Genomic DNA, 21,279 nt, shown 5'->3' on the forward strand with positions numbered 1-21,279 from the left:
CGCCGACGAGGTGCATCTGCCGTACGAACGCCCGCCGCTGTCGAAGGCCGTGCTGGCCGGCGAAGCGGATATCGACACCGTGCGGCTGGTCAAGCCCGACGACTTCGATGCGCTGGACGTCGAAGCGTGGCAACCGGATTGCGCGAACGCGATCGATCGCGAGCAGCGCATCGTGCGCACGCAGTCGGGCCGCGAAGTGCACTACGACCGCCTCGTGATCGCCACGGGCGGCGCGGCGCGCAAGCTGCCGGACGCGCTCGCGAAGACCTCGCACGTTACCTACCTGCGTACGCTCGACGAAGCCATCGCGCTCGGCGAACGGCTGCGCGCGAGCAAACGCGTGCTGGTGGTGGGCGGCGGCTGGATCGGCCTGGAAGTGGCGGCCACTGCGCGCAAGCTCGGCGTCGACGCGACCGTGGTCGAAGGCGCGCCGCGTCTGTGCGCGCGCTCGCTGCCGCCGATGGTGTCTGGCTTCCTGCTGGAACTGCACCGTGCGAATGGGGTGGACGTGCGCTTGAATGCGGCGCTCGTGAAGCTCGAAGACCATCCGCACGACGCCAAGCGGATTCGCGCCACTTTCGCGGACGGCTCGACGCTCGACGCCGATTTCGCGGTCGCCGGCATCGGTCTTACGCCGCACACGGCGCTGGCTGAAGCGGCGGGCGTGAAGGTGGACGACGGCATCGTCGTCGATCATTTTGGCGCCACCGACGACCCGCGCATTTTCGCGTGCGGCGACGTCGCGAATCATCCGAGTGCGTGGCTCAAGCGTCGCGTGCGGCTGGAATCGTGGGCCAACGCGCAGAACCAGGCGATCTCCACGGCGAAGGCCGTGCTCGGCACCTTCGAACCGTACGCGGACATTCCGTGGTTCCGGTCCGATCAGTACGACGTCAACCTCCAAATTCTCGGCGATATTCCGGCTGATGCGCAACTGGCGGTACGCGGCGATTTGCCGGGCAAACGCGCCACCCTGTTCCATCTGGAAGACGGCGCGATTCGCGGCGTGATCGCGATCAACACGCCGCGCGAACTGAAGCTCTCGCGCAAATGGATGAACCAAGGCCGGACCATCGACCTTGCCACCCTGACCGACGCCTCGACGGCGCTTGCCTAACCACATCTACGGACGGCACCACGGCATGAGAACCATCGACAACACCATGGGGGACCGCAGCAGCGCCGGTGTCTCAGGCCCCGTGACCCGGGGCTCGATCATCGCGCGTCTCGAGCGGTTGCCGAAGAACGCGATGCAGGTGCGCGCGCGCATTCTGATCGGCCTCGCGACGTTCTTCGACGGCTTCGACGTGATCGCGATCGCGGCCACGCTCCCGATCCTGATCGCGAAGTGGCAATTGACGCCGTGGGAGATCGGCTTTCTGATTGGCTCCGGTTCGGTCGGACAACTGATCGGCGCATTCGTGTTTCCGTGGTACGCGGAACGCAAGGGCCGCGTGAAGGCAATCGCGTTGAGCTCGGGGATTATCGGCATCACGAGTATTGCGTGCGGTTTTGCGCCGACGTTCGCGGCGTTCGTCGTGCTGCGGGTAATTCAAGGTTTGGGGCTCGGCGGTGAATTGCCGGTGGCCGCGACTTATATCAACGAGATCAGTCGCGCGCATGGCCGAGGCCGTTTCGTGCTCCTCTATGAAATCGTTTTTCCGGTCGGCCTGCTCGCCTCGAACGCACTGGGTGCGTGGATCGTGCCGCGCTTCGGTTGGCAAGCGATGTATTTCATCGGCGGCATGCCGTTGATTCTGTTCTTCGTGCTGCGCAAGCTGGTGCCGGAATCGCCGCGCTGGCTCGCCGAGCGCGATCGGATGGCCGATGCCGACGCCGCCGTGCATGCGTTCGAACGCGCCAGCAAAGGTCCGTTGCCGCCGGTGGCCAATGCGGCCGAGTTCGACGCGATGGCGAATCGTCATCCGAAGCGCCGCATGGCGGACCTGTTCGGCCCGGCTTATCTGAAGCGCACGCTGGCTGTGGCGATGCTGTGGATCACTTGCGGCTTCATCCAGTACGGTCTGTCGACCTGGCTGCCGACGATCTATCGCACGATTTATCACGCGCCGCTACAACTCGCGCTGAATCTGGCGGTGGCGGCCTCGGTGCTCGGCGTGCTGGGATCACTGACCTGCGCGTTGCTGGTCGACAAGGTGGGACGCAAGCCGATCATCAATGTGTCGTTCATCGCGTGCGCGCTTTCTCTGGTGCTGGCAGGCGTGTTCCACGGCTCGACGGTGTATGTGGTGGCGACGTTCTGCGCGTTGGCGCTGGGCTTCCTCGCGTGCGGGTTCATTACGGCTTACGTGTACACGCCGGAACTGTATCCGACCAGTATCCGCGCGATGGGCTGCGGTGTCGGCGGCGCGTGGCTCAAGGTGGCGGCGATTTTCGCCCCGGCGATCGTGTCGAAGACGATGATCGGCGGCAACCTGCAGGTGGCGTTTTATATTCTCGCGGCAGTGCCGTTTCTGGCGGCGATGGCGGTGCACTTTCTCGGCATCGAGACCAAGGGGAAGGTGCTGGAGCAGTTGGAGGCTTGAGAGGGTGATGGGTTGCGTGGGCGGTTGATGGTTGGTACCGCGATAGTAGGGAGACGAGGGGCGCACCGGTTGATGCGCCTTTTGTTTTTAGGCGACGGATGATCGCGAGCTTCCTTTATTTGACGGCCGGATGCACCGGCCGCTCGTGCGAATGCACCGCCCCTCACAACGCCTTGCGATAAACCACAAACCCCGACTTGTCGGCCATACCGTCATAAAGCTTCATCGCCGTGTGATTCGTCTCATGCGTTTGCCAATAGACGCGCTGCGCGCCATCCGCTTTCGCGCGTGCACAGACCGCTTCGATCAGTGCTCGCCCCACGCCCTTACCGCGTTCCGTTTACAGCGTATAAAGATCCTGCAGATAGCAGATCGGGCCCGCCAGCGTCGTGTGACGGTGATAGAGAAAATGCACGATGCCCGCCAACTGGCCATTGCTTTCGGCGACCATCGCGTGCATCGGCTCGTAGCCGTCGAAGAAACGTCCCCATGTGATCTGCGTGATCTCGCGCGGTAACGCCGTTTCGCCCGAGCGGCCGTAGAACGCGTTATAAGCGTCCCAGAGCGGCAACCATGCGTCGAAGTCTTCATGGGTAACGGGGCGGATCTGAATCGGGGCGGACATGCTGGTGGCTCCTTGTTCGTGGACGATGGCTTGCGAATGGGCCCGTTATACTCAGGCGGATAACGGTTTCTGGCCTGGTCAGCATAAGAAATTTGCGCCTGCATTGTTAGCTCCACAATGCGGGCGAAAGATGGAGCCGCGAACTGGACGCATCGGCGATCGATCGCGCTGCTTTCAGCCAAACACCGCGCTCAATACGGACGCTGCCTGATCCCCAGCGTCCGTCATGCCGCATCATAATCCATACATTGCAATGCTGCGTAATGATTGAGCCGTCTGAGCGTTTACGCGAATCTTGCCGGAGAATGAACAGTGCGTTGGCGTCGGACATCGCGGCGGCGTTGCAATTGGCGCGTGTGGTTCAGAACGAAAATCGTTCAAACCATCTCGGCTCTGAGCCAACGCGCGAGTGTCGTGTCGTCGTCGGTAGTCAGCGCTTGCGCGACGCGCTGGCCCACCGCCGCGCCAAATTTATAACCGTGCCCCGAGCACGCCGACACCACCAGCGCATTGCCGATGCGCCTCGAAAAGAAGCGCCTGTCGGCCGTGAATGTGTATGCGCAGGTCTTGACTTCGGTCACCGTATATTCAACGATTCGCCTGAACGGCGGCGCAAACAGCCGGCGTATCTGCTCGCCCTCATCGGGGCTCGCGGCGCGATCGGCATCGGGGTCCGGCGCGCGGGCCTTGTGCGCGCCCGCGCCGAACTTCAAGCCGATGCCGTCGAGCGGCGGCAGCACATAGCCGTCGTTTCGGCCGCCAATGTCAAGGATCGCAGGCGCGTTCGACCAGGCCTCTTCGAGATCCGCAGGCGGTTCCAGGTAGGCGACGGCGTTGCGGTACGTCATCAGGTTGTCGGTGAGCGCGGGAAACAGCTGCGGCGTCCACGCGCCGGTGGCGACCACCAGCCGGTCGGCGCGCACGATCGTGTCGTCGCCGATCCGCACCGACGCCGTGTGCGGATCGACCGCAAGCGCTTTGGTATGCATGCGAATGTCCGCGCCGCGCATGTTGAGCCACGCCTTCATGTCGCGCGCGATGCGTTCGCTGAAGAGCGCGCCGCCGTCACGATCGAGGTACGCGTAGCAAAACGTATCGGGGTCGAGAAACGCATATCGCGCGGCCGCTTCGCGCGCGTCGAGCCGTTCGTATTCGAAGCCCATCCGGTCGAGGCCCGCGCGGAACTGTTCGGCGCCGTCGTTAGGGTACTGCGAAATGCCGAGCACGCCGCAGTTGGCATAGTGCGACACGCCAAGGTCGTTCCACAGCAGGTCCCAACTATCGAGGGCCTCTGCGATGGTGCGCGCGTAACCATCGGCATCGCCATACGCGCGACGGATCATGCGATGGCGGTCGCCCGACGCGCCGAGCGGATTCGGAATCGAGCCCTGCTCGATCAGGGTGATGTGGTGCCCGAGTTTGCTGAGCGACCACGCCGTACTCAAGCCCGCGATACCCGCGCCTACGATTGTCACGCGCATTCAGATCTCCCGAGTCATGGCTCAGGCTCAGAGTCTAGCAGCGTGAAAATATCGTCGATACGCGTTCGCGAGAATCGGCGCGCAAGCCGGCGAGCCGATGCGAAACGTCGTCACAAGCTTCGTGGTGAAAGGCGGTGGTCTCCGCGCGCCACCGCGTCAATGTTTTTGATTTGAGCTACCGCGAAGCTGATTGCGGACCTTCTTCGCGGCGAATAGCGGCACGTAATCGAATACGCGCGCATCGAGCCGGTAATTGGCCAGCGTGTCCGCATACATGCGGGAAACCGTTTCGGTCGGCGTGTCGGTTTCTTCAGCGATGCTTTTCACCACTTCGTTGACATCAGGCTCGGGCTGCGACATGGATTTCTCCGAATAAAGGCCGGTGGGTTGGACGGAGGGAACGCGGACAGCAGGAAATTCATTACAGGATGCGATCCGCGTGCATGCCAATTGAATCGGTCTATCGTGCGATCCGATTCACAGAGATTTTTTTCTTGCACTGCGGCAAGTGTCCGCGCAGCGGGGCGATGCGCGAAATCAATGCGGCATCGTCCGGCAAGCCGCGCAACGCCCAGGCTGCAGCTTGCCCGAGGTCGGAAAGCGAAAGCGCAAACACGCGTGGCGGGCCAGATCAGCCGGCACGCGCGGCACGCCGCGCCGCTGCAGATAGGCCGGCGACGCGCATAGCACGAAGCGGAACGGGCCGAGACGCCGCGCCATCAGTTGCGAGTCGGGCAGCTAGCCGCTGTGGATCGCGGCGTCGAAGCCGCTTTCGATCACGTCGACGAGACGGTCGTTGAAATCCAGTTCGAGGTCGATCTTCGGGTAGCGCCCGGCGAAGTCTGGCAGGATCGGCAGCAGGAAGCGATAGCCGATGGTCGGCAAGCTCACCCGCAGACGCCCGCGCGGTGTGGCGTTGGAGTTTGCAGCATCATCGATTCGGCTTCGCTCAGTGCGTCGAGAATCTGCCGGCAGCGCTCGTAGAAACGTTCGCCGCCCTCGGTCAGGCTAACGCGCCGCGTGCTTCGCTGCGCATGTTCCCCCATGGCGCTTGCCGAACTGTCCGGCTGCGCGAGCGGCAACGAGTGGGGGCGTCGCCCATTACCGCTTTGTGCAGCGTTGAACGGCGAACGGCCGATTCGCCTAAACTGGCGCGCAGTGTCGCGAGGTACGTGCATGCACCGGCCGTCTTTCATTCGGATTTCGATCGAATTTTTCCGGCTTACTGTTTCCGCGAATGTTCGGCATTTTGGACACTGCGCCGACGCACGCGCGTCAAATTTTCACGCATGCCGACGCAGGACAGCCTGAGCGAATGACCAGGCTCGGCAGGCGCAGAAGCCGGCGCCAGGCAACAGCGTGCTGTCCGATATGTNAGGAACCGCCGATGACTGCTCCAATTCCCTTCGTCCCCGATCGCTTCAAGACCCATGCCGCGCACTACCTCACCGGGCGTCCCGCCTATTCGCCGCAGCTGATCCGGCGTGTCGCGCAGTCGTGCGAGCTGAGCGGCGCGCATCGGCTGCTCGATCTCGGCTGCGGCCCAGGGCAATTGTCACTGGCATTCTCGTCGTGGGTCGGCGCGGGGCTTGCGCTCGATCCGGAAGCGGAAATGCTGCGGGTGGCGGCCGGCCTGGGCGCGGGAATTGCGCCGAACATCGAATATCGCGCGGGCAGTTCGTACGATGTGTCGCCGGCGCTGGGGCGCTTCCGGCTCGCGGTCATCGGCCGCGCATTTCACTGGATGGACCGGCCCGACACACTTGCGCGCCTGGATGCGCTGATCGAACCGGAAGGCGCGGTGGCGCTGTTCTCGACGGCGCAAGTCATCGACGCGCCGATCGCCTGGCTCGCGCCCTATCACGCGCTGCTCGAAGAGTATGCGCGGAGCGATTCCGCCCGCATGCAACGCACAGCCGACGATTGGGAGAGCCATGAGACGGTGCTGGCGAAGTCGGCGTTTGCGTCGCTGGAGCGCGTGTCGATTGTCGAAACGCGGCGCGTGCCGGTCGAATCGTTGAGCGCGCGGCCCTTGTCGATGTCGAGCCTGTCGCGTGAGCGGCTCGGCGACAGGCTCGATGAACTGCTCGCGCGCATTAGCCAACTGCTCGATGCACATGCAACCGACGGCTGGCTCGACGAGCGGGTCGAATCGACCGCGGTGATCGCACGACGGCCGGCGGCGCGCGAGTAATGACAGCCACATGGCACGTGCATGGCAACAGCATGGCCGCGGCATGGCAACCGAGGACAACCGCGCTGACGCGCCACGCCCCGGCGAAACAATCTGAAATACGCAGTTAAGCGTCTGGAGGAATAAAACGGCACACTGAGGCGTTAGCTTGATACCGGCTGTGCGTTGAACGTGTGACGTGCGACCGCCGGATCTTCAAACAGATTTCGCAGCAACATACCGTACTCGTGGACAAAACCACACCATGAACACTCACGCCGATTCCCTGACCACTTCGACCGGCGCGCCGCTGCCGACGCGCTACACCCGCACCGCGATCACCCTGCACTGGCTGATCGCGCTGTTGATGATCGGCAACGTCGTGCTCGGCCTGAGCGCCGATTCATTGCCCGACGACTGGGTGCGTCCGGTGATCGATACGCACAAGTCGATCGGCATCACGGTGCTCGGTCTGGCGCTGCTGCGCATCCTGTGGCGCGTGTCGCACAAGCCGCCGCCGTTGCCGCGTGAGTTTCCGTCATGGGAGAAGGTCGCCGCGCACCTCGCGCATTTCCTGCTGTATCTGCTGATGATTGCATTGCCACTGTCCGGCTGGCTGCACGACTCCGCGTGGAAAGACGCGGCGACGCATCCGATGCATCTGTTCGATGTGATTCCATGGCCGCGCATCGGCTATGTGATGAACCTGGATCCGGCGCTCAAGGAGAGCTTGCACGACCGCTTCGGCGCGTTGCATACGTGGCTCGGCTATGCGCTCTACGCATTGCTCGCAATGCATATCGGCGGCGCGCTCAAGCATCAGTGGATCGATCGCAAGTCGGTACTCCGGCGCATGGCGCCGTGAGGCTTCCAGGCGCTGTTTCGCTTTCCGATAACCGCGGCATTGACGCACCCAAACCCGGCAGTCATTTTGAAAAACACTCTGGAACAGGCACTTGCACTCGCCTCGCCGCGCATCTTGCCGCGTCCCGCGACCTTGTCGAGCACGCTGATTCACTTCAGCGTCGTCGCCGTGTGGCTGCTTCTGTTCGCGCGCGCATTCTTTCTGGAAGGTGCGCTGGCCTGGTCGACCGGGATTGCGTATGTCGTGTATGACACACTGCTGCTCGCGTTCGTCACGTGGAAGTCGCTGCCGCTGATGCGGCGTCCCGCGCCGCTCGAAGCCGACTACGAGCGGCGACGTTTGCCGAGCATGGGCGTGATCGTCGCGTCGCATAACGAAGCGGCGGTGTTGCCGGTGACGCTCGCCGCGCTGCTGCGTCAGACGCACGGCCCGGCGCAGATCGTGATTGCCGACGACGGTTCCACCGACACCACCCGCGCGCTGCTCACCGAACGCTTCGGCCTCACGGCCGCCGCCGACGGCGTGCTGAGCGCGGCGAGTTCGCTGCATCCGAACCTGTTCTGGCTGCGCGTGCCGCACGGCGGCAAGGCGCGCGCGCTGAATGCCGCAATCACCGTGATGACCACGGACACCGTGATGACCGTCGACGCCGACACGCTGCTCGACGACGACGCCACTTACGCAATGCGCGCCGCGTTCGCGAGCGAGCCGAAGCTGGTCGCGGCGGCCGGCATTCTGGTGCCGGTCTGCGGCAAGTCGCTCTCGGGCCGCGTGTTCCAGTGGTTCCAGACCTACGAGTACATGCGCAACTTCATCGCCCGTTTTGCGTGGATGCGCGCGGACAGTCTGTTGCTGATCTCGGGCGCGTTCGCGTCGTTCAGGCGCGACGCGCTGCTCGACGTGGGCGGCTTCGACCCGCAATGTCTGGTCGAAGACTACGAGCTGATTCACCGGCTGCGCCGCTACTCGGTCGATCGCGGCCTCGGCTGGGACGTGCGGGTGGTCGGCGAGGCGCATGCGCACACCGACGCGCCGGACAACCTCGGCAGTTTTCTGCGGCAACGCCGGCGCTGGTTCGCGGGCTTCCTGCAAACGCAGTACTGGAACCGCGACATGACCGGCAATCGGCGCTACGGCACGCTCGGCATGCTGATGCTGCCGGTCAAGGCCCTCGACACGATGCAGCCGATTTACGGCCTGACCGCGTTCGCGCTGCTGCTCGGGTTTCTGTTTGGCGGGCATGGCGCGATTGTCGTGTCGATCTTCAGCGTGATCGGCCTGAAGACCGCGATCGATCTCGCGTTCTATTTGTGGAGCATTCATCTGTATCGGCGGTGGACCGGCGAGCGCAGCGGCAACAGCCTGTGGATGGCGATGCTCGCGGCGATTGCCGAGCCGTTCACGTTTCAACTCGTGCGGCACGCCGGGGCGGCGCTCGGCTGGCTGCACTTTCTGCGCGGCGGACGCTCGTGGGGTGTGCAACGCCGCTCCGGCCTGGTGGCGCGCGACGAGAGCTGAAGGCGCGCCGCGCTAGCGGCACCGTCGGGAGCGCGCGCACAGGCGGGCGCGCAGGCGGGCGCGACGCAGCGTCGCGAGGCACGGGGCGCCCTCCTTCGACCCGGACGGCGGTCGCATCTAGTAGACTGGCGACGATGCCGGCCTCAAGACATGCAGGGCGGCGATCTTCTATCCGCTGGTGCATGGAGGCTTCACGTATGCATGCTGTTCCCCCGCTCGAACAAGACACCGTCGATGCAACCGTCGATGCGGCGCCTGCTCAAGCAGCGTCGCAGAATGCCGCGCATGCGACCGCTCCGGCAGCAGGCCATGCGCATGCGCCGGGCCACGCCGCGCTCGACGCACCGGTGCGCGATCTACGCCGCGTGGGCATTCACCCGGACTACTGGTATCCGCTCGCGTGGTCGCATGAAGTGAAGCGGGGCAAGACGCACGGCGTGACGTTCGCCGGCGATCCGATCGTGCTGGCGCGCACGGAGTCCGGCAAGGTGTTTGCGCTGGAAGACCGCTGCGCGCATCGGCAAGTGCCGTTGCATCAAGGCGTGGTCGAGGGCGAGTCGATTCGTTGTGGCTACCACGGCTGGACCTACGACTGCTCGGGCAAGTGCATCGACGTGCCCTATCTCGGGCGCGACCGCTTGCCGAACGGCGTGCGTTCCTATCCGTGCCAGGAAGTCGAAGGGCTGATCTTCGTGTTTCCGGGCGATGCCGAACTGGCCGAACAGCGGCCGCTGCCCAAGCTCGGTTCGGTGGGCGACAAGAAGTACAAGACGCGCCGTTTCGGCCGCCCGGTGAATTGTCACTATTCGTTCATGCACGAAAATCTGATGGATATGAACCATCAGTTCCTGCATCGCAAGCAGATGGGGCAGATGCGCGCGCGTTCGCTGGGGCGGCGCAAAGGCGAAGGCTGGGTCGAAGTCGATTACACGTTTGCGCGCATGGCCGGGCAGCAGCCGATTGGCGAAGCGATCGTGTTCGGCCAGAGCCGCAAGACCGGCGGCGACAACGACAAGGACGTGATGACGATCCGCACCGAGTATCCGTATCAGACGCTGCAGATCCGCACGTCCGAGCAGACGCTGGTGATGGACCTGTGGATCGTCTATGTGCCGCTCGATCGCGAACAGCGCACCAATCGCACGTTCGGTTTGCTGTCGATCCGCAAGCCCGGCATTCCCGGCGTGCTGAATCTCGCGTGGCCGCTGCTCGTGTGGTTCACCGAGCGTATCTTCAAGGAAGATCGCGAAATCGTCGAAGCCGAACAGCGCGCGCATGACTCGCAGGGCGCGGACTGGAATCACGAGGTGTTTCCGGTCATCAACGAACTACGCGCGTTGTTGCGCGAAGGCGGCGCGGCCGATCAGGTGGTGGGCGCCGGCACCGGCAACACGTCGGTGATCCGCTTCTGGGATTCGCGTCAGGGCAATCCGTTGGCGAAGTCCTGAGATTCGGGCTGAGGTGCCGCGCACGTCGAGGCGCGGCGCATCGCATCGCATCGCATCGCATCGCATCGCATCGCATCGCGTCAGTCATATTGGCCTGACCGGGCTGATGGATCGAGCGTGCGGCGCTAGCGGGAATTGTCGCCACCGCCCGCCCGCCATGCGCGTACGGCGGCGCATTTATAGGACAAACCCGGCAAAACGTGCCGGCACACTCTCCTTTCCCCCTCCCAACGAATTAATCCATCTCCGCCCGGTAGGCAATGCGGCGCGCGCGAGCGGCGATAATGTCGCCCGATACGCGCGGGTTTGCGCCAATCGGCATGCGTCGCGCTCACACCCGTGTACCATTTCGCTTTTTCCAACTTTCAAGAATTTCTCGTGACCACGCAACAAGCCTCCACCGCACCGCGTAAATCGCTCACCTTGATGCAATTGCTTGGCCTCATCGGCGCCGCTGGCCTGATCGCCTCCATCCTGCTGAATCATCTGGTCTAGCTCCATCGCCCTCGCATCATGCGTGCGGCTCCACGCCGGCACTCGCTGCCGGCTTCATCGATATTCCGAGTGCCATGTACAAGAAGGGCGTAGCCGTAGAAATCCAGTTTTCCCCCGAGCGGCTCAACGACGGTGCGGGCGATCCTTACTGGATCGATCTGACCCAGGACGAAGCGCAGCGCTTGCTGGAAAGCCTGCAGGCGCGCCTCGCCGCGGGCGGCGGCACTGTCGCGCCGCTGGTCGTGAGCCTTGATGAGACGCCCTCGCAGCCTGCTGTGGCAGGCGCGGCGCAAGCGTCTGGTCATGCCGTGTCGGCGGACGACTTCAAGCAATGGGTCTGCGTGATCTGCGGCTGGGTCTACGACGAGGCGGCCGGCTTGCCGGATGAGGGTATCGCGCCGGGCACGCGCTGGGCGGATGTCCCGGCCGACTGGCGTTGCCCGCTGTGCGACGTCGGCAAGGAAGATTTCGCGCTGGTCGAGTTTTGAAACCCGGCAACGGGTTTGAACGCATCAGACCGTTCCGGCGATCCAATGCCACGGCGCGGTCCCGGCTTCCGGTGTGATCAGGCGCTCCCCGCCGGATAATCCGCGCCCTCGGTCGTGGCTTTCCATGCGTCGAAGTCGCCGCGCATGAAGTCGAGCTTCTTGTACGCGAGGTCGAGCGCCATCTTGCCGAGCAGCAGACGCAGCGGCGGCTTGTCCGACAGCGCGGCGTCGATGATCGCCTGCGCGGCGCGCACCGGATCACCCGCCTGCTTGCCGCTGCGCGCTTCGGTCTGCTGGCGGCGTTCGCCCGCAGTGCCCGCGTAGTCGTCGATCACGGTGGCCGACTGCTTGATCGACGGTCCCGCCCAGTTCGTGCGGAACGGGCCAGGTTCGACGATCAGCACGCCAATGCCGAGCGGCTTCACCTCGAGCGCCAGCGATTCGGACAAGCCTTCCACCGCGTATTTGGTCGCGTGGTAATAGCCGGTCGCCGCGAAACTCGCAATGCCGCCAATCGACGACACGTTGACGATCAACCCACTGCGCTGCTCGCGCATGATTGGCAGCACCGCTTTCGTGATGTGGATCAAACCGAATACATTGGTCTCGAACATCGCGCGGACTTCGTCGTCCTCGCCTTCCTCGATCGCGGCCAGATAGCCATAACCTGCGTTGTTCACGAGCGCGTCGATGCGGCCGAAACGCTGCTTCGCCTGCGCGACCACGTCTTCGATCTGGGCGCGGTTCGTCACGTCGAGCGGCAGAGCGAGCGCTCGCTCGCCGTGCGCCTGGGCGATATCTTGCACTTTCGACACATCGCGTGCGGTCACGACCGCGCGCCAGCCACGCTCCAGCACCAGCTTCGCCAGTTCACGGCCGAAGCCGGTGGAACAGCCGGTAATCAACCAGACGGGATTGTCTCGATTCATCATTTGGGAAACTCCTGTTGATGGTCTACGACGAGTGAAGAGTCCGCTACGGCACAAGGCGCGCCGTTCGCGTTCGCGATCGATGTGCTAACGGTGTTCTGGGTGCGGCCTGCACGGCGTTGCCGGCGCAGGGCATTCGCGACGGCTCGCGCGAGTGTGGGTCGTGTGCCGGGCGGCGGCGTTATGGGCGCCGCTGTCCAGCATGGCTTTTCAATTGTAGCCGCAGGGCGGCGGCTTCGCTTTGCAGCGCCTTGACGAACGCAGCGGCCAGCGGATGGCTTGGACGATGCTCCGGATGTATCACGCTCACGCGAAACGGCAACGACACGGCGAGCGCCCGGATATGCAGATGGCGCCCCCCGAAATCGACGGCGGTCAGCGGATTGACGATCGCGATGCCGAGACCTTGGCGCACGAGACTATGGGCATCTGTCGCGCGTCTGCGAGGCGATGGTCGATGCCGTGATGGGCCTGGGCCACGGTATCGAAGCGATTTCCGCCGGCGTCACCGTGCCCGTACCGTGCGCGTGTATGACGCGATCATCGTCGCGAGTTCCTGTGCGGCGGGCGTGAGCGGAATCGCCGCGCGCTGCAGCAGGCAGACGTTCTGTTCGACCGCCCGCTCGCGCACGGCGATCGCCGTGAGCGCGCTGGCAAACGGCCCGCGTTTCGCCACGATCGACGATTCCAGCGACAGGCAGTCCGTCGCGCCGACCAGATGCAGCGTCTCGTACAGGCCTTCCACGGTGGCGATGATTTTCGGCGGCGGCAGGCCGTGGCTTTCGAACAGATGGCTCAGCCGGTTGACGTGCGGATCTTCGGTGAGATTCGGCGAGCGCGTCGCCACCCACGTGCAGTCGACCAGTTCGGCGAGCGAAGTCGCCCCCGCTTTCGGATGACCCAGGCGGCACACGATCACGGGATCGGACGTGTACAGCGGCGAGACCGACAGATCGGCCGTGTCGGTATGCTTCGACACGAGCGCGACCGCGAAGTCGAGCGTGCCTTCGCGAATCCACGAAATCATCATGCGCGACGTGCCGGTGCGCAAATGCACCGCGACGCGCTCGAAGCGCGTGCGAAATTCCATCAGCACCGGCGCGAACGCGTCGACGAGCGGCTCGGTCGTCATGCCAAACGTGACCTCGCCGACATAGTCGCCGCGCACTTGCCGCACTTCCTGCTCGGCGCGCTCGCACTCTCCGATGATCGCGCCGGCCCGCTGCAACAGCCGCTGCCCGAGCGCGGTCAGCGCAATGCCGCGATTCGTGCGGATGAACAGCGTCGCACCGAGCATCGATTCGAGGTTCTGCAACTGCTGTGTGATGCCGCTCTGCGCGATGCCGAGCGCGCGCGAGGCCGCGCGGAGGCTGCCGTGCTCGGCGACCGCCGTGAAGGCGCGCAACTGGGAGATCGTCAACGCCATGAGGATTCCGTTCGATGATCCGGTGATCGGTAAAAGTGATCATGATAGTTCGAACGGGACTTCTTGGAGGCGCGGGGGCGACATACGATGGCGCAGTCGTCCTTCGTCCCTCCCACATTTCGTGTCCCATGAAAATTCCGCTGATGATCCTGAGCGCCGCGCTGACTTTCAGCAGCGGCGCGTTTGCCGCTGAAGCCGGCACGCTGCGCCTCGGCATCGATCCGAGCTATCCGCCGATGGACGCCAAGGCGCCCGACGGCAGCTTCAAGGGTTTCGACGTCGATCTCGGCAACGAAATCTGCCGGCGCATCCAGGCGCGCTGCCAATGGGTGGAACTCGAATTCTCGGGGATGATTCCGGCGCTTCAAGCTCGCAAGATCGACGCGATTCTGTCGTCGATGGCGATCACGGAGAAACGCGAGCAGCAGATCCTGTTTTCGTCGAAGATCTTCCAGTTCAAGTCGCGGCTGATCGCGCGTCGAGGCTCGCCGCTCGCGGGCGGCGTGAGCGCACTGGCCGGCAAGCAGATCGGTGTGCAGTCGGGCACGCAGTTCGAAGGCTACGCGTTGAAGAACTGGGCGCCGCTCGGCGCGCACGTGACCGCGTACAAGAGCCAGGACGACGTGTTTGCCGACTTGCAGAACGGACGCCTCGACGGCGCCTTGCTCGGGTCGGTGGAAGCGGACATTGGGTTTTTGCGCACGCCGGCGGGCAAGGGCTTTGCGTTTGTCGGCGAACCGCTGTCGATGGGCGATCGCGGCGTGGGCATCGGCTTGCGCAAGGACGAGACCGCGGTGCAGGCGTCGATCAATGCGGCGATTGCTTCGATGCTCAAGGACGGCACGTACGCACAGATCGCGAAGAAGTACTTCGACTTCGATCCGTACGGCAATTGATTCTTTTACTCGCGACTCTTCTTCCCCAGGCTTTCCGCTCATGAACAGGCAATCGATTCCGCTTCTTTCGCCGGCTATCGGCACGCACCGCGAACTGGTGTCGTTTCATTTCGGCCCGACAAATAGCGGGCAGAAGATTTATATCCAGTCGTCGCTGCATGCCGACGAAACGCCCGCGATGTTGACGACTGTTCTACTCAAGCGCCGGCTGCTGGAACTGGAGAAGCAGGGCGCGTTGAATGCGGAAATCGTGCTGGTGCCGGTGGCGAATCCGGTCGGACTCGGTCAGTACGTGCTCGGTCAGTTTCTCGGACGCTTCGATCTCGGCAGCGGCAAGAACTTCAATCGGCACTTCCTGCAGTTCTCGAAGCTGGTCCCACGCGCGAAGGACGCGTTGGGTTCGGATGCGACGGAGAACCGGCGCATCGTTCGCGAGTTGATCGCGGCTGAACTGGCCGAACACAAGCCATTGACCGAATTCGAGTCGCTGCAACTGGCGATGCTCAAACTTTCGTTCGATGCGGACGTCGTGATCGATCTGCACTGTTCGCTCGAAGCGGCGATGCATCTGTACACGAGCGAAGCGGCGTGGCCCGAGTTCGAGCCCTTGTCCCGCTATCTCGGCGCAGAGGCCTCGCTGCTCGCGACCAACTCGGGCGGCGAGTCGTTCGACGAAACGCATAGCCTCTTGTGGTGGACCTTGCAGCAGGCCATGCCCGCGAGCAAACCGGTGCCTACCGGCACGATCGCGGTGACGGTGGAATGTCGCGGTCAGCGCGACGTCTCGTACGAAGTGGCGCAACGGGATGCGGACGGGATAGTCGATTATCTTGCGTGGCGCAATGTGATCCGGCTCGACGTGCGGCCTTTGCCGCCGCTGCTTGCGCCTGCGACGCCCCTCGCGGGCAGCGAGCAGTTTTACGCACCTGTCAGCGGGATTCTGATTCATCGCGCGAAGATCGGCGAGACGATTTGCGTCGGGCAGGCTCTGTTCGATATCGTCGATCCGCTCACCGACGAGACGACCACGATCACGAGCAATACCGAAGGCGTGCTTTATATGCGTCGCGCGATTCGCTTCGTGACGGCAGGGGCGCCGTTGGGACGGGTGACCGGAACGCGGCCGTTCAGGACGGGCGTGTTGCTGGGGGCTTGAGTTTTTTCGCGGGCGGCGCGGATGCGTTGTGCGGTTTGACGTCAGCAACGCATACATCGCTCGCGGCGCGCCTTTCTATTTCCTTCCGACCAGATACGTCACGCCATTCGGACCATAGCGTTCCGAATGCGCTTTGTTAGCCGGCACGTGGAAGACGTCGCCGACCCGATACAAGCGTTCTTCGTCGCCGAGGCGTATGTGCAGTTCGCCTTCGAGGATCAGCGCTTTGGCTTCGAACAGATGCGCGTGCACGTCCATCGTGCCGGTTTCGCGCGTGACGACTACGGCATCGGGAAAGCCTTCTTTCGTCAGGCTTTCGGTGAAGGTATTGCGATCCATGGGAGTTGTCTCGATGTACGGTGAGGGGAGACTCACTGTAACGCGATGCGTTGTTTTGTGCTGGGGGCCTGGAGGATACGCATGACGACAGTCCCCCTGCGCAGCGGAGTGCTTTCGACAGGGGCTCCGCCTCTATAGCGAAGCCCCGCCGCTTCACCTCACACCAACACGGGCGCGACCGCCGCCGGATCGCTGATACTCGGCCGCCCATTCTCAACGTGACCCGCAAAGCGCCGCGAGAAACTTGCATCGTCATTGCTGGTCACCGTCAGGTCGTACCAGTGATGGCTCGCCGCCAGCACCCACACCTCTTCGAGATGCACGCCGGCCGGCACCAGCACCGGGCGCGTGCGCGCCCCGTACGCGTTATCCGTCACCGTCAAACGCGCGATGCCGCCACCGCTGTTGCTGAACTTCAGGAACACGTTGCCGTTCGCGACGTCGTATTGCGCCTTCACTTCGGGCAGCGCCGGCTTGTTGCCTAACAGGCCCAGACCGTGCGAGTTCTGCGTCTTCGTCGGCTGCGCGTTGCCCGCGAACTTGCGCACGAAGCCGTTCGGCCCGAACACTTCGAACGCGTACACGCCGTTCGTCGTCGTCAGGTCGAAGGACTCGCTGAGCGATTTGCCCGCTTCGACGGTATAACGCCACGGACCATCCGTGCGGTTGCTCGAGTACACATAGAAATGCGCACCCTGGTCGCCCGTGTTGGCGATCGAGATCTCGAACGTATTGCGGCTCACGTCCGCGTCGCCATTCACATGCAGTTCGTACGGCAATGCACGCGCGAAACGAATCCCGCTTTCCTGCGGATCGATCGCGCCCGGCGTCGCGGGCACGATCGGCTTCGGCTGCGTCGCGCACTGGTTGTCGGCGATGCTCTTGTAGTTGCTCGTGTCCGGCAGCGGCGGCACTTTCGAGTCCGGCGTGCGGAAGTCGAATGCGGTGGTCAGGTCGCCGCACACTGCCCGGCGCCATGGCGTGATGTTCGGTTCGTGAACGCCGAAACGTGTTTCGATGAAGCGAATCACCGACGTGTGATCGAACACCTGCGAGCACACGAAACCGCCCTTGCTCCACGGCGACACGATCGTCATCGGCACGCGGGGGCCGAGGCCGTACGGCAAGCCGTCGGCGGTATAACTGCCGCCGCGCGCGGGATTGACCACGTTATGAATTTCGCCTTCGGTGCTGACCGTCGACTTGCCTTGCGCGGGGGTCGTCGCCGGTTGCGGCGGCACGATGTGATCGAAGAAGCCGTCGTTCTCGTCGTACATGATGAAGAGCACGGTCTTGCTCCACACCTCGGGATTCGACGTCAACGCGTCGAGAATCTGCGACGTGTATTCGGCACCGTATGCGGGCGTATATTGCGGGTGCTCGGAGTACGCGGCCGGCGGACACAACCACGACACTTGCGGCAGCTTGTTCGCGAGCACGTCCGCCTTCAGGTCGTCGATGGTGCGCACGGTTTGTGCGCGCTCATACAACGGCGAGCCCGGCTGCGCGTTGATGAAGTTCGTGAAATTCTGCAGGATGTTGGTGCCGTAGTTGCCGTTCAACGGATCGGAGCCCGTCGTACCCTGCTGGTACACCTGCCACGAAATGCCAGCGGCTTGCAGGCGCTCCGGATACGTGGTCCACGAGAGCAACTGATAATTCGGCGGACCGTCGCCGTCGACGAAATCGTTGTTGTCGAGAAGCGGTCCGCCGAGCGTGCCGGTCGGATCGACCGTGCCAGTCATCAGATACGAGCGGTTCGGGTGCGTGGGGCCGGGCAGCGAGCAGAAGTATGCGTCGCAGGTGGTGAACGCATCGGCCAGCGCGTAGTGAAACGGAATGTCGCTACGGAGGTGATAGCCCATCGTCATGTCGGTCTTGTTGGCCGGCCACTGGTCGTAGCGGCCGCCGTCGATCGCGGCGTGGGTCTTGTACCAGGAGTGATCCAGATCGCCGACGCATTGCGCGCTGGTGGTCGACGTGTCCAGATGGAACGGCAGCACCGGCTTGGTGGCGTCCGCTTTCGACGGCTGGTACCACACCGGCTTGCCGTTCGGCAGCGGAATCGGGAAGCGGTCGTTGTAGCCGCGCACGCCGCGCATATGGCCGAAGTAGTGGTCGAACGAGCGGTTCTCCTGCATGAACACGACGATGTGCTCGACATCGCGGATCGTGCCCGTGCGCGAGAACGCGGGCACGGCCAACGCATTGCGGATCGACTCGGGCAGCGCGGTCAGCGCGGCGGCAGCGCCGGCGGAAGAAGCCACGGTCTGCAGGAAACGGCGACGGCTAGTTGATGTCATTGAATATCACCTTCTGCGGGGGGAAGAATAGCGCGCCTCTGCGCGCTGTGAAAAGCAGGTCAGTTGTTGCTGGCGCTGTCGCCGGGGGCGTAGTGCATGACGGGTGCGACTTGCTGGTTGTCGGCAGCGAGACTGGCTTGCATGTTTTGCGTGATCGGATCGGACGCGGCGGCGGGGTTCGCCGCGAGCGGGGCGGATGCGTCGGGCAGCGCAGCCGACAAGGTCGGCGGACGTTGCGCCGCGTCCTCAGCGGTAGGCGCCGAAGACGTCGCCGTCGATGGAGAGTCATCCGCGCCGCACGCGCTCAACACAAAGATGGCGAGTGCGAGCAAGGCGGCGCTCGCGAGGCGTTTGTCTCTTCTCATGTCTGCATCCGGTTTCGTGAAAGCGAGTGCAGTCTCTATTCCTTTCAAGAAATAATTGTGAAACGTTTGCGAGCAGCATAACTTTCGCCATTCGTTTGTATTTCGAAAGAAAGTGGAAAGCAATAAGAAGGACAATAGTCACCGTCATGCCATTTGCCTGATGCTTTTGGCATACCGAATGATTCACGGCTTTGCATAACCGGTTAGTCCATGACACGCACCGAACGACCCTTCGACATTACGCGTCTCGAAGATGAATGGCTGGAAGCCGACGGCGCCGGCGGTTTCGCATCGGGCACCGTGGGCATGTCGCGCACGCGCCGTTATCACGCGTTGCTGTTGAACGCGACGCGCGCGCCGGGCGGCCGTGTCGTGCTCGTCAACGGTGTGGAGGCGTGGCTGGAAGCGCGAGGGCGGCGTTATCCGTTGAGCTCGCAGCGCTATGTGCCGAACGTGACCTATCCGGATTTGGGTGCGAGTCTCACCGGCTTCGATACTGCGCCGTGGCCGACATGGCGCATTCGACTTGACACGTTGAACGTGGTGATTGCCGAATTATTCGTCAGTCACGCGACGCGTGAAACGGTTTTGCGTTGGCGGCTGGACAGCGCTGAGGTGGCAGGCGACATGAGCGCACCTGTGTTGAAGGTCAGGCCATTGTTGTCGGGGCGCGATTATCACGCGCTGCATCATGAAAACGCGGCATTCAATGTCGACGCGCGGATCAGCGACGATCACGCATGCGTCAGTTGGCAACCGTATGGTGACCTGCCGGTCATTCATGCCGCGACGAATGGCGTCTATATGCAGGCGCCTGACTGGTACCGGAACTTCTGCTACGTGCGCGAGCAGGAACGCGGTCTCGACTTCAGCGAAGATCTCGCGACGCCTGGGGTGTTCAGCTTCGATCTGCACGACGGTGAAGCGGTGATGATTCTGAGCGCGTCGAATGCAGCGGGCGCGGCAGCGCCCACATACACAGCAGCCACCCATGCAGCCGAGCTCGCCCATCTCGAACAACAACGCCGCAACGCATTGGGCTCGCGCCTGCAACGCTCTGCCGATGCCTACGTGGTCTCGCGCAACGAAGGCCGCACGATTCTCGCGGGCTTTCCGTGGTTCACCGACTGGGGCCGCGACACCTTCATCGCGATGCGCGGCCTGCTGATCGCTTCGAACCGTCTAGACGAAGCCGAGTCGATCCTGCTCGAATGGTCGGACACGCTGTCCGAAGGCATGCTGCCGAACCGCTTCCCCGATTACGGCGACACGCCGGAATACAACTCCGTCGACGCGTCCTTGTGGTTCATCGTCGCCGTGCATGACTATCTGGCCACCGGTCATGCGGGCGCCGCGACCCGCGCGCGTCTGCAACAGGCCGCCGACGCGATCCTCACCGGCTACACGAACGGCACGCGCTTCAACATACGCGCCTGCGCCGACGATGGTCTTCTGAGCGCGGGCGTCCCCGGTGTGCAACTTACGTGGATGGACGCGAAAGTCGGCGACTGGGTCGTCACCCCGCGCATCGGCAAACCGGTTGAGGTCCAGGCGCTGTGGAGTAACGCGTTGCGCATCGCAGCAGCATGGAACCCGCAGTGGCAACAACCGGCCGAGCGAGTGTTGCAAGCGTTTCGCGAACGCTTCGTCGATCCGTCGACACAGGCATTGTTCGATAACGTCGATGTCGATCACGTAAAAGGTGCGATAGATCGTGCGATCCGGCCGAACCAGGTTTTCGCGGTAGGCGGCCTGCCGTTCCCGCTACTCGACGGCGCGGCGGCGCACGCAGTGCTTGACCAGGTCGAAGCGCAGTTGCTCACGCCGCTCGGTCTGAGAACGCTCGCACCGTCCGATCCCGCATATCGCGGACGCTACGGCGGCTCTCCCTTGCAGCGCGACGGCGCCTATCATCAGGGAACGGTCTGGCCGTGGTTGCTCGGGCCGTTCGTCGAAGCGTGGCTGCGGGTTCACGGCGCGACGGAGCAGACCCGCGCGCAAGCCAGAGCGCGCTTTCTCGACCCGCTCTACGCGCATCTCGATCACGCGGGCCTCGACCACCTCTCGGAAATCGCCGACGGCGACGCGCCGCATGCGCCCGCCGGCACGCCGTTTCAGGCGTGGTCACTCGGGGAGTTGCTGCGCATCGAGGATCTGCTTGCCCGGTTGGCGCCCATCGCCGGGTAATCCGCGCTACGATGTGTGTCCCACCGCCAGGCCCGAAGC

Annotated in this window: 18 protein-coding genes and 2 pseudogenes; 10 read left to right on the forward strand and 10 right to left on the reverse strand. The window is 63.7% G+C overall.

The window, feature by feature from the left end; genetic code table 11:
• Both CIC12_RS26125 and CIC12_RS26130 read left to right on the forward strand, forming a co-directional pair.
• Positions 1–1,117, forward strand: a 1,117-nt coding sequence (locus tag CIC12_RS26125) for an NAD(P)/FAD-dependent oxidoreductase (protein WP_168668371.1), incomplete at its 5' end; no start/stop codon positions are given.
• A 25-nt stretch (positions 1,118–1,142) separates the two neighbouring features.
• On the forward strand, positions 1,143–2,546 hold the full coding sequence (locus CIC12_RS26130; protein WP_168668373.1) for an MFS transporter: 1,404 nt from the start codon (positions 1,143–1,145) through the stop codon (positions 2,544–2,546).
• Between the two features lie 163 nt (positions 2,547–2,709).
• Here the strand turns inward: CIC12_RS26130 and CIC12_RS26135 are convergent.
• From CIC12_RS26135 to CIC12_RS26150, 4 genes and pseudogenes are all read right to left on the reverse strand, one after another.
• Positions 2,710–3,171: pseudogene (locus CIC12_RS26135) on the reverse strand (N-acetyltransferase family protein).
• 377 nt (positions 3,172–3,548) lie between these two features.
• Entirely contained in the window at positions 3,549–4,652 is a 1,104-nt protein-coding gene (locus tag CIC12_RS26140) for an NAD(P)/FAD-dependent oxidoreductase (RefSeq protein WP_168668375.1), read from the reverse strand.
• A 156-nt stretch (positions 4,653–4,808) separates the two neighbouring features.
• Entirely contained in the window at positions 4,809–5,012 is a 204-nt protein-coding gene (locus tag CIC12_RS26145; protein WP_168668377.1) for a DUF3562 domain-containing protein, read from the reverse strand.
• 198 nt (positions 5,013–5,210) lie between these two features.
• A pseudogene (locus tag CIC12_RS26150) lies at positions 5,211–5,680 on the reverse strand (LysR substrate-binding domain-containing protein); the annotation flags it as partial.
• 359 nt (positions 5,681–6,039) lie between these two features.
• On the opposite strand from CIC12_RS26150, the gene CIC12_RS26155 reads away from it, so the two are divergent.
• The 5 genes from CIC12_RS26155 to CIC12_RS26180 all read left to right on the forward strand — a co-directional run bounded on the left by CIC12_RS26155 (position 6,040) and on the right by CIC12_RS26180 (position 11,639).
• Positions 6,040–6,846 carry a class I SAM-dependent methyltransferase gene (locus tag CIC12_RS26155; protein ID WP_168668379.1) on the forward strand — a complete coding sequence of 269 codons (807 nt, stop codon included), beginning with the start codon at positions 6,040–6,042 and terminating at the stop codon, positions 6,844–6,846.
• Between the two features lie 244 nt (positions 6,847–7,090).
• The gene (locus tag CIC12_RS26160) at positions 7,091–7,690 is read left to right on the forward strand and encodes a cytochrome b (protein ID WP_168668381.1); all 600 of its coding nucleotides are present in this window, start codon (positions 7,091–7,093) and stop codon (positions 7,688–7,690) included.
• 66 nt (positions 7,691–7,756) lie between these two features.
• Positions 7,757–9,208: a glycosyltransferase family 2 protein gene (locus CIC12_RS26165; protein WP_168668383.1), complete on the forward strand. Its 1,452-nt coding sequence runs from the start codon at positions 7,757–7,759 to the stop codon at positions 9,206–9,208.
• 197 nt (positions 9,209–9,405) lie between these two features.
• The gene (locus tag CIC12_RS26170) at positions 9,406–10,656 is read left to right on the forward strand and encodes a Rieske 2Fe-2S domain-containing protein (protein WP_168668385.1); all 1,251 of its coding nucleotides are present in this window, start codon (positions 9,406–9,408) and stop codon (positions 10,654–10,656) included.
• 569 nt (positions 10,657–11,225) lie between these two features.
• Positions 11,226–11,639 carry a rubredoxin gene (locus CIC12_RS26180; protein WP_168668387.1) on the forward strand — a complete coding sequence of 138 codons (414 nt, stop codon included), beginning with the start codon at positions 11,226–11,228 and terminating at the stop codon, positions 11,637–11,639.
• Positions 11,640–11,716: 77 nt separating this feature from the next.
• Here CIC12_RS26180 and CIC12_RS26185 read toward each other — a convergent pair whose 3' ends face one another.
• The 3 genes from CIC12_RS26185 to CIC12_RS26195 form a co-directional block, all read right to left on the reverse strand.
• Positions 11,717–12,571, reverse strand: a complete 855-nt coding sequence (locus tag CIC12_RS26185; protein WP_168668389.1) for an oxidoreductase — start codon at positions 12,569–12,571, stop codon at positions 11,717–11,719.
• Positions 12,572–12,749: 178 nt separating this feature from the next.
• Positions 12,750–12,983 carry a hypothetical protein gene (locus CIC12_RS26190; protein ID WP_446728040.1) on the reverse strand — a complete coding sequence of 78 codons (234 nt, stop codon included), beginning with the start codon at positions 12,981–12,983 and terminating at the stop codon, positions 12,750–12,752.
• A gap of 90 nt (positions 12,984–13,073) precedes the next feature.
• Positions 13,074–13,994: a LysR substrate-binding domain-containing protein gene (locus tag CIC12_RS26195; protein WP_168668391.1), complete on the reverse strand. Its 921-nt coding sequence runs from the start codon at positions 13,992–13,994 to the stop codon at positions 13,074–13,076.
• Positions 13,995–14,122: 128 nt separating this feature from the next.
• Between CIC12_RS26195 and CIC12_RS26200 the strand changes: the two genes are divergently transcribed.
• Together CIC12_RS26200 and CIC12_RS26205 are read left to right on the forward strand one after the other, a co-directional pair.
• The gene (locus tag CIC12_RS26200; protein ID WP_168668393.1) at positions 14,123–14,890 is read left to right on the forward strand and encodes a transporter substrate-binding domain-containing protein; all 768 of its coding nucleotides are present in this window, start codon (positions 14,123–14,125) and stop codon (positions 14,888–14,890) included.
• A gap of 40 nt (positions 14,891–14,930) precedes the next feature.
• The gene (locus CIC12_RS26205; protein ID WP_168668395.1) at positions 14,931–16,046 is read left to right on the forward strand and encodes a succinylglutamate desuccinylase/aspartoacylase family protein; all 1,116 of its coding nucleotides are present in this window, start codon (positions 14,931–14,933) and stop codon (positions 16,044–16,046) included.
• A 75-nt stretch (positions 16,047–16,121) separates the two neighbouring features.
• Here CIC12_RS26205 and CIC12_RS26210 read toward each other — a convergent pair whose 3' ends face one another.
• The 3 genes from CIC12_RS26210 to CIC12_RS26220 all read right to left on the reverse strand — a co-directional run bounded on the left by CIC12_RS26210 (position 16,122) and on the right by CIC12_RS26220 (position 19,053).
• Entirely contained in the window at positions 16,122–16,385 is a 264-nt protein-coding gene (locus CIC12_RS26210; protein ID WP_168668397.1) for a cupin domain-containing protein, read from the reverse strand.
• Between the two features lie 158 nt (positions 16,386–16,543).
• A complete protein-coding gene (locus CIC12_RS26215; RefSeq protein WP_168668399.1) occupies positions 16,544–18,688 on the reverse strand; it encodes a phosphocholine-specific phospholipase C in 2,145 nt (714 codons plus the stop codon).
• Between the two features lie 59 nt (positions 18,689–18,747).
• A complete protein-coding gene (locus tag CIC12_RS26220) occupies positions 18,748–19,053 on the reverse strand; it encodes a hypothetical protein (RefSeq protein ID WP_168668401.1) in 306 nt (101 codons plus the stop codon).
• A gap of 210 nt (positions 19,054–19,263) precedes the next feature.
• Between CIC12_RS26220 and CIC12_RS26225 the strand changes: the two genes are divergently transcribed.
• Positions 19,264–21,240: an amylo-alpha-1,6-glucosidase gene (locus CIC12_RS26225; RefSeq protein WP_168668403.1), complete on the forward strand. Its 1,977-nt coding sequence runs from the start codon at positions 19,264–19,266 to the stop codon at positions 21,238–21,240.
• Positions 21,241–21,279: the final 39 nt, after the last annotated feature.

Source organism: Paraburkholderia sp. SG-MS1, assembly GCF_012275575.1.
In the GTDB taxonomy this organism is placed as follows: Bacteria; Pseudomonadota; Gammaproteobacteria; order Burkholderiales; family Burkholderiaceae; genus Paraburkholderia.

Coding starts and splice junctions, on each gene's coding strand:
- CIC12_RS26130 (WP_168668373.1), top strand. CDS start 1,143: ATGAGAACCATCGACAACACCATGGGGGACCGCAGCAGCGCCGGTGTC.
- CIC12_RS26140 (WP_168668375.1), bottom strand. CDS start 4,652: ATGCGCGTGACAATCGTAGGCGCGGGTATCGCGGGCTTGAGTACGGCG.
- CIC12_RS26145 (WP_168668377.1), bottom strand. CDS start 5,012: ATGTCGCAGCCCGAGCCTGATGTCAACGAAGTGGTGAAAAGCATCGCT.
- CIC12_RS26155 (WP_168668379.1), top strand. CDS start 6,040: ATGACTGCTCCAATTCCCTTCGTCCCCGATCGCTTCAAGACCCATGCC.
- CIC12_RS26160 (WP_168668381.1), top strand. CDS start 7,091: ATGAACACTCACGCCGATTCCCTGACCACTTCGACCGGCGCGCCGCTG.
- CIC12_RS26170 (WP_168668385.1), top strand. CDS start 9,406: ATGCATGCTGTTCCCCCGCTCGAACAAGACACCGTCGATGCAACCGTC.
- CIC12_RS26180 (WP_168668387.1), top strand. CDS start 11,226: ATGTACAAGAAGGGCGTAGCCGTAGAAATCCAGTTTTCCCCCGAGCGG.
- CIC12_RS26185 (WP_168668389.1), bottom strand. CDS start 12,571: ATGATGAATCGAGACAATCCCGTCTGGTTGATTACCGGCTGTTCCACC.
- CIC12_RS26195 (WP_168668391.1), bottom strand. CDS start 13,994: ATGGCGTTGACGATCTCCCAGTTGCGCGCCTTCACGGCGGTCGCCGAG.
- CIC12_RS26200 (WP_168668393.1), top strand. CDS start 14,123: ATGAAAATTCCGCTGATGATCCTGAGCGCCGCGCTGACTTTCAGCAGC.
- CIC12_RS26205 (WP_168668395.1), top strand. CDS start 14,931: ATGAACAGGCAATCGATTCCGCTTCTTTCGCCGGCTATCGGCACGCAC.
- CIC12_RS26210 (WP_168668397.1), bottom strand. CDS start 16,385: ATGGATCGCAATACCTTCACCGAAAGCCTGACGAAAGAAGGCTTTCCC.
- CIC12_RS26215 (WP_168668399.1), bottom strand. CDS start 18,688: ATGACATCAACTAGCCGTCGCCGTTTCCTGCAGACCGTGGCTTCTTCC.
- CIC12_RS26220 (WP_168668401.1), bottom strand. CDS start 19,053: ATGAGAAGAGACAAACGCCTCGCGAGCGCCGCCTTGCTCGCACTCGCC.
- CIC12_RS26225 (WP_168668403.1), top strand. CDS start 19,264: ATGACACGCACCGAACGACCCTTCGACATTACGCGTCTCGAAGATGAA.